Here is a 9,063-nt window from a genome sequence, read left to right as displayed (position 1 = left end):
CTGTATTTTTAATTTTATTACCGTTTTACACCGTGGGTTACTTTATTTCGGAATGCCTGTGTTGGCAACCGCGATGGCCAAAAGTAATACGCCAAGCTGGTCAAGTGGGCAAACCGATCCCTAAAGAAACCACCTTAGCTGACTATCCCCCTAACATACAGCAAGCTCTATTAGATAGCCGTTTGCAATGGTGTGTGCGTGACGAAAAAACAGGAAAGCTCGTTGATTATGGTAATTCTTAATATAAAAAACACTTTTTAAAATAATAACAACAGGATTTAAAATCGATGTACGTTGGTGAATTTTTATTATGGTTTGGTAGTGCTATGAAAACCGAAACTCGCAAAAAATTAAAAATGGGTTATACCAGTGGCGATATGACGCTAAAAGAGGTTCAAAAAGATTACACGCAAGAATCCGTCAGTAATAATCCCAGACCAATAGGACCTTACTACGCCTATAACGATCGCTATTTAGAGATCCGTGGTGGCATGTTTGAAAATTTTCGGGGTATACTGACTTGGATTAGCTTGTTTATATTTACAATTCCTGGAATAGCAGGATATTTTGCTTTCAAAATAGCTTTTAAAATTCATAATAATCAATGGGATGAAACTAAAATAGGCTCTGGTATATTTGCTATTGTTTTTTTTTCAATCATTTGTTTAATTTCAACTTACTTATGTATCCGCTATTTCCGCTATATTTACCGTTTTGAACTATTTACCATCCGCCATATTCGGGTACGGTTTAATCGAGTCACAAAGCAAGTGTATATTCAACGCCCTAAATATTGTGGTGGCACGGTGGTATTTAAGTGGGAACATATTATGCCGGCTAACTTTGGCGAAACCGGCTCAGATATGGGGGGCACCAATATGGTTAACCTAATGACCTTTCACCCGTATAAAACTGGCTTTCCGGTTGCTCAATCAGTCGGCATTGGCAAAAATACTTATCATGCCCAAGATTATAAAGACGAATGGGAATTTATTCGCCGGTATATGGAGCACGGCCCCGAAAACTTGCCAAAACCACGCCTAAGCACCCATTTACCCATGCCTTTTCATGGCTTTGAGGGGCATATAAAGCCCATGATTCATGCAGCTAAAAATGCCCCAACGGCATGGGTGTATTTGCTGCTTATTCCTGTATTTTTAATTTTATTACCGTTTTACACTATCGGCTACTTTATTTCGGAATGCCTGTGTTGGCAACCGCGCTGGCCAAAAGTTATACGCCAAGCCGGTAAAGTGGGCAAACCGATACCTAAAGAAACCACCTTATCGGACTATCCCCCTAACATACAGCAAGCTCTATTAGATAGCCGTTTGCAATGGTGTGTGCGTGACGAAAAAACAGGAAAGCTCGTTGATTATGGAAATTCATAACATAAAAATACTTTTTAAAATAATAACAACAGGATTTAAAATCAATGTACGTTGGTGAATTTTTATTATGGTTTGGTAGTGCCATAAAAGCCGAAACTCGCAAAAAATTAAAAATGGGCTATATCAGTGGCGATATGACGCTAAAAGAGGTCCAAAAAAACTACACGCAAGAATCCGTCAGTAATAACCCCAGACCAATAGGGCCTTACTACGCCTATAACGATCGCTATTTAGAGATCCGTGGTGGCATGTTTGAAAATTTTCGGGGGATTTTGACTTGGATAACATTACTTATTTTTTTGATTCCTTATGTTAGTTGGAATTTAGGATTTAAAATAGCTTTAAACATATATAATCATGAAGATGACGGTATTATATCTGGGATGCTTTTTATAATAATATACTTAATTATTACTATAATTTTATCTTATTTATTGATCCGCTATTTCCGCTATATTTACCGCTTTGAACTATTTACCATCCGCCATATTCGGGTACGATTTAATCGAATTACAAGGCAAGTGTATATTCAGCGCCCTAAATATTGTGGTGGCACCGTGGTATTTAAGTGGGAACATATTATGCCGGCTAACTTTGGCGAAACTGGCTCAGACATGGGGGGCACCAATATGGTTAACCTAATGACCTTTCACCCGTATAAAACTGGCTTTCCGGTTGCTCAATCAGTCGGCATTGGCAAAAATACTTATCATGCCCAAGACTATAAAGACGAATGGGAATTTATTCGCCGGTATATGGAGCATGGCCCCGAAAATTTGCCAAAACCACGCCTAAGCACCCATTTACCCATGCCTTTTCATGGCTTTGAGGGGCATATAAAGCCCATGATTCATGCAGCTAAAAATGCCCCAACGGCATGGGTGTATTTACTGCTTATTCCTGTATTTTTAATTTTATTACCGTTTTACACTATCGGCTACTTTATTTCGGAATGCCTGTGTTGGCAACCGCGATGGCCAAAAGTTATACGCCAAGCTGGTCAAGTGGGTAAACCGATCCCTAAAGAAACCACCTTAGCAGACTATCCCCCTAAGGTACAACAAGCTCTATTAGATAGCCGTTTGCAATGGTGTGTGCGTGATGAAAAAACAGGAAAACGCGTTGATTATGGAAATTCATAACATAAAAATACTTTTTAAAATAATAACAACAGGATTTAAAATCAATGTACGTTGGTGAATTTTTATTATGGTTTGGTAGTGCCATAAAAGCCGAAACTCGCAAAAAATTAAAAATGGGTTATACCAGTGGCGATATGACGCTAAAAGAGGTACAGAAAAACTACACTCAAGAATCCGTCAGTAATAATCCCAGACCAATAGGACCTTACTACGCCTATAACGATCGCTATTTAGAGATCCGTGGTGGCATGTTTGAAAATTTTCGGGGAATTTTGACTTGGATAACATTACTTATTTTTTTAATACCCTTTACAACTTTTGACTTATTTATAATAACTGCAGTTCGATTATACAATCATGAAACAACTAAAATTGCCTCAAATACATTTGCTATGATATTTGTTCTCATTATATTTTTTACTTCAACTTACTTATGTATCCGCTATTTCCGCTATATTTACCGCTTTGAACTATTTACCATCCGCCATATTCGGGTACGATTTAATCGAATCACAAGGCAAGTGTATATTCAGCGCCCTAAATATTGTGGTGGCACGGTGGTATTTAAGTGGGAACATATTATGCCGGCTAACTTTGGCGAAACCGGCTCAGATATGGGGGGCACCAATATGGTTAACCTAATGACCTTTCACCCGTATAAAACTGGCTTTCCGGTTGCTCAATCAGTCGGCATTGGCAAAAATACTTATAATGTCCAAGACTATAAAGACGAATGGGAATTTATTCGCCGGTATATGGAGCACGGCCCCGAAAACTTGCCAAAACCACGCCTAAGCACCCATTTACCCATGCCTTTTCATGGCTTTGAGGGGCATATAAAGCCCATGATTCATGCAGCTAAAAATGCCCCAACGGCATGGGTGTATTTACTGCTTATTCCTGTATTTTTAATTTTATTACCGTTTTACACTATCGGCTACTTTATTTCGGAATGCCTGTGTTGGCAACCGCGATGGCCAAAAGTTATACGCCAAGCCGGTCAAGTGGGCAAACCGATCCCTAAAGAAACCACCTTATCGGACTATCCCCCTAAGGTACAACAAGCTCTATTAGATAGCCGTTTAGAATGGGGTGTGCGTGACGAAAAAACAGGAAAACGCGTTGATTATGGAAATTCTTAATATAAAAACCATTTTTTAAAACAATAACAACAGGATTTAAAACCTATAGAAGTCATTCGCATTTTTACAGTAATTTAAAAAATTGAGTAATAAACATAAAAAACAAAATTAACGTGTAAATACCCCCAAACTTAGTACACAACTCACGTAGAAAATTAAGCTGCCTGTTTTAATGTTTTATATTCGAGCGGTGTCATGTTATTTAATGCCTCATGTGGTCTTTCGGTGTTATAAATTGTTAGCCACTCTTCGGTTACCTTTCTTACCTGTTCCAGATTATTAAAAAGATATAAATCCAATACCTCTGTACGGTCTAAATAAAAACTTCAATAAAATCAATGCCTTTCCTGACCGATTTTTTATTGGCATAATAAAAATTGGTTTCTTATCATGATTATCGTTCAAATCAGTGAGTGTCAACCTTTTTAATATTGGCTTTGTTATATTCCCAATTCGTTTATATCTAAAACTAGCAGCATATTTTATCAATTTATTACCACCACCAAAGGTGTTAATTTTTTTTAGACTTATAACGTTGAATAGAACTTGCTTGGTTTTGAGCCTCTAGCCATGCTAATTTATCGGTGTAATTCTTCTCTGCACCACGAGGTGTTGGATGGTAGTATTTTGTGTCGGCCATTTCTTTCGGGAAGTAGTTTTCACCTGCGGCAAACGCGTTGGGTTCGTCGTGGGCGTAGCGATATTCAGCGCCGTAGCCGAGTTTTTGCATTAAGTTAGTTGGTGCGTTACGCAGATGCTCAGGGACATCGTAATCGGGTTTGGATTGAGCGTCACTCATTGCTTGTTTAAAAGCAAGGTAAACGGCATTACTTTTTGGTGCGCAAGCAAGGTAGATAATCGCTTGTGCAATTGCGCGTTCACCTTCGGCAGGACCTACGCGGGTAAAGCAGTCCCACGCAGATAGCGCCACTTGCATGGCTCTGGGATCGGCATTACCGACATCTTCTGAGGCAATGGCTAATAACCGACGAGCAACATAAAGCGGATCACCACCAGCCGAGATTATCCTTGCATACCAATAAAGTGCAGCATCGGGAGCGGATCCTCGAATCGATTTGTGGACGGCTGAAATTAAATCGTAAAAACGGTCTCCTTGGTTATCAAACCTAGCGCTGCGTTCACCCATGACTTCTTTTAGTAGTTCGGGTGTTAATGCCTGACCATCAGACATATCGACCAATAGTTCAAGTGTATTAAGCGCACGCCTTGCATCGCCACCGACAAATTCGGCAATCTGTTTTTTGGTTTCTTCAGGAAGTTGGATATTTTGATTACCGTAACCACGGTTTGGCTCGTCCATTGCTTGCTGTAAAATTTGCTCAATATCGTGTTGAGTTAATGACTTAAGCAGATACACTCGTGCGCGCGATAGTAAGGCTGAATTGAGTTCAAATGATGGGTTTTCAGTCGTAGCGCCAATAAACGTTACCGTACCGTTTTCAACATACGGTAAAAAGGCATCTTGTTGACTTTTATTAAAGCGGTGAACTTCGTCGACAAACAAAATAGTACGAACACCAGCTTGTTGGTTGATTTTTGCCCTTTCAATCGCTTCGCGAATGTCTTTAATGCCTGATGTCACGGCAGATACTCGCTCAACTTTTGCATTTGCATGGTGAGCAATAATTTCGGCCAATGTTGTTTTGCCTGTACCTGGTGGTCCCCAAAGAATCATTGAGTGTAAATTACCTGCTTCAATGGCTTTTGGGAGTGGTTTGTTTTCACCTAACAAATGAGTTTGCCCTATGTATTCTGATAAGGTTCTAGGGCGCATTCTGGCCGCTAATGGTTTAAATTCATCGGTAGTAAATTCAAAAGACATACTTGGCATGGCAGGTCATTATCCAAATTGGCAAATTGAATCTATTATATACTCGTTATTTAATAAGTGAAAAAAGAAAAGAAAATATCTTTTACCATTAGAATAAAAACGGTAATATTTTAAACTAATTTAGTTATTGGACTTTATTTAAGTTGTTAGATGAAACGTAAGGATTGGGCATGAAGAAGTGTTTATTGTTAATTGGATTGTTGGCAAGTTTATCAGTGTGGGCTGGTGATAAAGAAGTATTGCAACAACGTTTAGATAAAATTGAAGGGTTTTATGCTAGTTTTTCTCAAAATGTAAAAACGGCAGACAATCAACCCGTGCAGGAAGGTAAGGGGGATTTGTGGGTTAATCGACCTTATTATTTTAATTGGACAATGAATGAACCAGACCAAACCTCAATCATTTCTGATGGCAAAAATATGTGGGTATATACCCCTGCAGTTGAGCAAGTGAGCGTGATGGACTTAAAAAAAGCGGTAGATAATCGCTTAATGTTACTTATTACAGATAGTCATAACCCAATTTGGAATGTTTATCAAGTAACGCGTAAACAAGATTCCTTTACACTCAAACCAACGGATGGATCTAATCAAGATTTTATTATTTCGGTATTACCTACGGGGATGATTTCTAACTTTACGATTATTGAAGAAGATGGCCAACGCAGTTTTTATGACTTGTCTCGACAAAAATTAGGTAAAGTATCACTAGATAAGTTCCAATTTACGCCGCCATCAGGTGTGATGATTGATGATCAGCGTTAGTTGATTATAAGATCTTAAGGTGTTAATTTAATAACAATCTGATAGTTACTGATTTTATATTCGGTACCTGTCAGGTAAAGTGTCATTTTTAGTGATTAACGTTGCCAATATATTAAAGTATCAAAGCTTAACTTTAAGCACTATTTATCATTAATCGTTAGGTGCATTATTCTGTTACTCCATTTTTAAAGATAGAGAGATCACGAAATTCGTTAATTTCATTGCATGTTTGTTTGCCATTAACTAGTTGTACAATTAAATCAATAAACTGTTCTAACAATTTATCCATTTTTGTTCCGTTTACTAATTTCCCTGCATCAAAATCAATCCAGTGTGTTTTTTTGTGTGCTAATGATGAATTGGTTGATATTTTTACAGTTGGTACTACACCGCCATAAGGTGTCCCTCGTCCAGTTGAAAATAGCACCATATGGCAACCTGCTGCTGCTAAGGCTCCTGTTGCGACGGCATCGTTACCAGGAGCTGATAATAAATTCAAACCGGTTTTTTTGAGTCTATCGCCATATTCTAATACATCAACCACTGTACTGTTTCCTGCTTTTTGGGTACAGCCTAGTGATTTATCTTCTAGTGTCGTAATACCCCCTGCTTTATTGCCTGGCGATGGATTTTCGTAAATAGGCTGATTGTATGACATAAAATATTGCTTAAAGTTGTTAACCATATTGACTGTTTTTTCAAATATTTGTTCATTAATACAATGAGACATTAAAATTTTTTCAGCACCAAACATTTCAGGTACTTCAGTTAATACACTGGTGCCCCCGTGAGTAATAATATAATCAGAAAATTTTCCTAATAATGGGTTAGCTGTAATTCCTGATAAACCATCAGAACCACCGCATTCAAGCCCAAATTTTAGTTCACTTAACTTGCCTTGTTGGCGTTGATCTGATTTCATTACTTGATAGATTTCGTGTAAATAATTGACACCTTGTTTTATTTCATCTTCAACTTCTTGTGCGATCATGAAACGAATTCTCTCGTGGTCATATTCACCAAGACTTTCCTTAAATGCACTAAGTTGATTATTTTCACAACCTAAGCCAATGATTAAAACACCACCAGCGTTCGGATGTTTAACCATATCTTGTAATATCGTTTTGGTTGTTTGGTGATCAGTACCTAATTGTGAACAACCATAGGGGTGAGAGAGTAGATACACACCATCAAAATTAGGTGATTTTTGTGAGAGATCTTGAGAAATATTCGCTAAAAATTGTTTACGAATTTGTTCTGCGATACCATTAACACAACTTACGGTGGGAATTATCCAAAGTTCATTACGAATACCTACTTCTTTATTTTTTCTTCGATAAAGATTGACCTGTCTGTCGGAAAATGGTGTTGATATTTGTTCAATAATAGGTTGATATTGGTATTTATCAAGTTCGCCAAGATTGGTTTTTACATTATGGGTGTGGACATGTTCGCCTACTTGAATTGCTTGTGTGGCATGACCAATTGGAAAACCATATTTTACAATATTTTCACCCTTTGTAATTGGTTTTATGGCTATTTTATGGCCTGATGGAATATCTTGTAATGCAGTAATTTGTTGTTGGATTACTAATTGTTCACTAATGATTTTGTCTCCTTGCTGTAAAGTTTCTAATGCAATAATGACATTATCATTATCATTGATTTTAATTGTTTTTTTCATAATTCTATTCCTAAAACTACAGACTTCCGCTAATTTTGATAACGGAAGTCTGTAGTTGGTTGTTATTTGTTTAACCGATTTTAATTACTGATTTTAGTCGAGTACTTGGATCGTCACGCATTTCTTTGAATGCGTTTTCAGCATCAGCTAATTCGTATACATCGGTAATGATTTTTTTAACATCACATTTTCCTGAACTGACTAAATCAATTAACTCGACAAAATCTTTTTTGAGTGCATTACGGGAGCCAAAAATATCTAATTCTTTAGTTTGAATTTGGGTAAAGGCAAAATCTAATTTTTGCTTACTTACACCCACTAAACCAATACGCCCACGGAACGCAGCTGCATCAATACAGTTTTGGAAAGTTTGTGGTAGTCCAGCACATTCAATACAGACGTCAAAACCATTACCTTGTGTTAATTCTTTTACTCTTTCTTCAAAATTTTCTTTATCAGTACGAATCACATCCTTTGCACCAAGTGATAATGCTTTATCTAATCGTGACGGCATAACATCACTTACATAAACTTCCGCACCTTTTAATATCGCTGCCATAACCGCAAATAAACCGATAGGTCCTGCCCCCACAACGAGTACTTTGTCTCCTTCTTTTACTGAGGTACGTTGAATGGAATGGTAGCTAATACAAAATGGTTCAATCATTGAGAGAGTTAATGCATCTAATCCTTTACCATCATAAATACGTTCAATTGGCATACTGTAATATTCTCTAAAAATACCATCACGTTGTGCACCAAGAGTTTGATTGCTTGTACAACAGTTAACAAATCCACGACGGCAAGAGTAACATTTGCCACAATTAAAGTAGGGATTTGCTGTCACAATCATGCCTTTTTTGATGCCATAATCGTTTTCACCAACTTCTACTACTTCAGCCGAAAATTCATGACCAGGAATGCGGGGATAGCTAGCATAAAGGAATGTGCCTTTATATGTTCCCATGTCAGAACCACAAATCCCACCGTATAATACTTTTAAGATTGCTTCGCCCTTCTGTAAAGTCGGTTTTTCTGCTTCTCTGATTTCAACTTTCCCTGGTTCTGGAATAACAATATATTTCATT

Annotated in this window: 7 protein-coding genes and 2 pseudogenes; 5 read left to right on the top strand and 4 right to left on the bottom strand. The window is 37.6% G+C overall.

All coding sequences use genetic code 11. The annotated features are described in order from the left end of the window. The 4 genes and pseudogenes from GQ594_RS03700 to GQ594_RS03685 all read left to right on the top strand — a co-directional run. Positions 1–242, top strand: a pseudogene (locus GQ594_RS03700) (hypothetical protein); the annotation flags it as partial. Positions 243–287: 45 nt separating this feature from the next. Further along, a complete protein-coding gene (locus GQ594_RS03695; protein WP_160411468.1) occupies positions 288–1,391 on the top strand; it encodes a DUF6708 domain-containing protein in 1,104 nt (367 codons plus the stop codon). A 44-nt stretch (positions 1,392–1,435) separates the two neighbouring features. Beyond that, the gene (locus tag GQ594_RS03690) at positions 1,436–2,533 is read left to right on the top strand and encodes a DUF6708 domain-containing protein (RefSeq protein WP_160411467.1); all 1,098 of its coding nucleotides are present in this window, start codon (positions 1,436–1,438) and stop codon (positions 2,531–2,533) included. Between the two features lie 44 nt (positions 2,534–2,577). After that, the gene (locus GQ594_RS03685) at positions 2,578–3,675 is read left to right on the top strand and encodes a DUF6708 domain-containing protein (protein WP_160411466.1); all 1,098 of its coding nucleotides are present in this window, start codon (positions 2,578–2,580) and stop codon (positions 3,673–3,675) included. A 155-nt stretch (positions 3,676–3,830) separates the two neighbouring features. Here GQ594_RS03685 and GQ594_RS03680 read toward each other — a convergent pair. Together GQ594_RS03680 and GQ594_RS03675 are read right to left on the bottom strand one after the other, a co-directional pair. Next, a pseudogene (locus GQ594_RS03680) lies at positions 3,831–3,986 on the bottom strand (integrase core domain-containing protein); the annotation flags it as partial. A 200-nt stretch (positions 3,987–4,186) separates the two neighbouring features. After that, positions 4,187–5,518: a replication-associated recombination protein A gene (locus tag GQ594_RS03675; protein ID WP_442903522.1), complete on the bottom strand. Its 1,332-nt coding sequence runs from the start codon at positions 5,516–5,518 to the stop codon at positions 4,187–4,189. Positions 5,519–5,697: 179 nt separating this feature from the next. Between GQ594_RS03675 and lolA the strand changes: the two genes are divergently transcribed. Further along, positions 5,698–6,291: an outer membrane lipoprotein chaperone LolA gene (gene lolA, locus GQ594_RS03670; RefSeq protein ID WP_160400269.1), complete on the top strand. Its 594-nt coding sequence runs from the start codon at positions 5,698–5,700 to the stop codon at positions 6,289–6,291. A gap of 166 nt (positions 6,292–6,457) precedes the next feature. Here the strand turns inward: lolA and GQ594_RS03665 are convergent, their stop codons facing one another. Both GQ594_RS03665 and GQ594_RS03660 read right to left on the bottom strand, forming a co-directional pair. Continuing rightward, entirely contained in the window at positions 6,458–7,975 is a 1,518-nt protein-coding gene (locus tag GQ594_RS03665; protein WP_160411463.1) for a UxaA family hydrolase, read from the bottom strand. A gap of 70 nt (positions 7,976–8,045) precedes the next feature. Further along, positions 8,046–9,062, bottom strand: coding sequence for a zinc-binding alcohol dehydrogenase family protein (locus GQ594_RS03660; RefSeq protein ID WP_160411480.1), 1,017 nt, complete (start codon positions 9,060–9,062; stop codon positions 8,046–8,048). Position 9,063 lies beyond the last annotated feature (1 nt).

It is taken from the genome of Gilliamella sp. Pra-s52 (assembly GCF_009795805.1).
GTDB lineage: Bacteria > Pseudomonadota > Gammaproteobacteria > Enterobacterales > Orbaceae > Gilliamella.
This window is presented reverse-complemented; position numbering and strand designations above follow the sequence as displayed.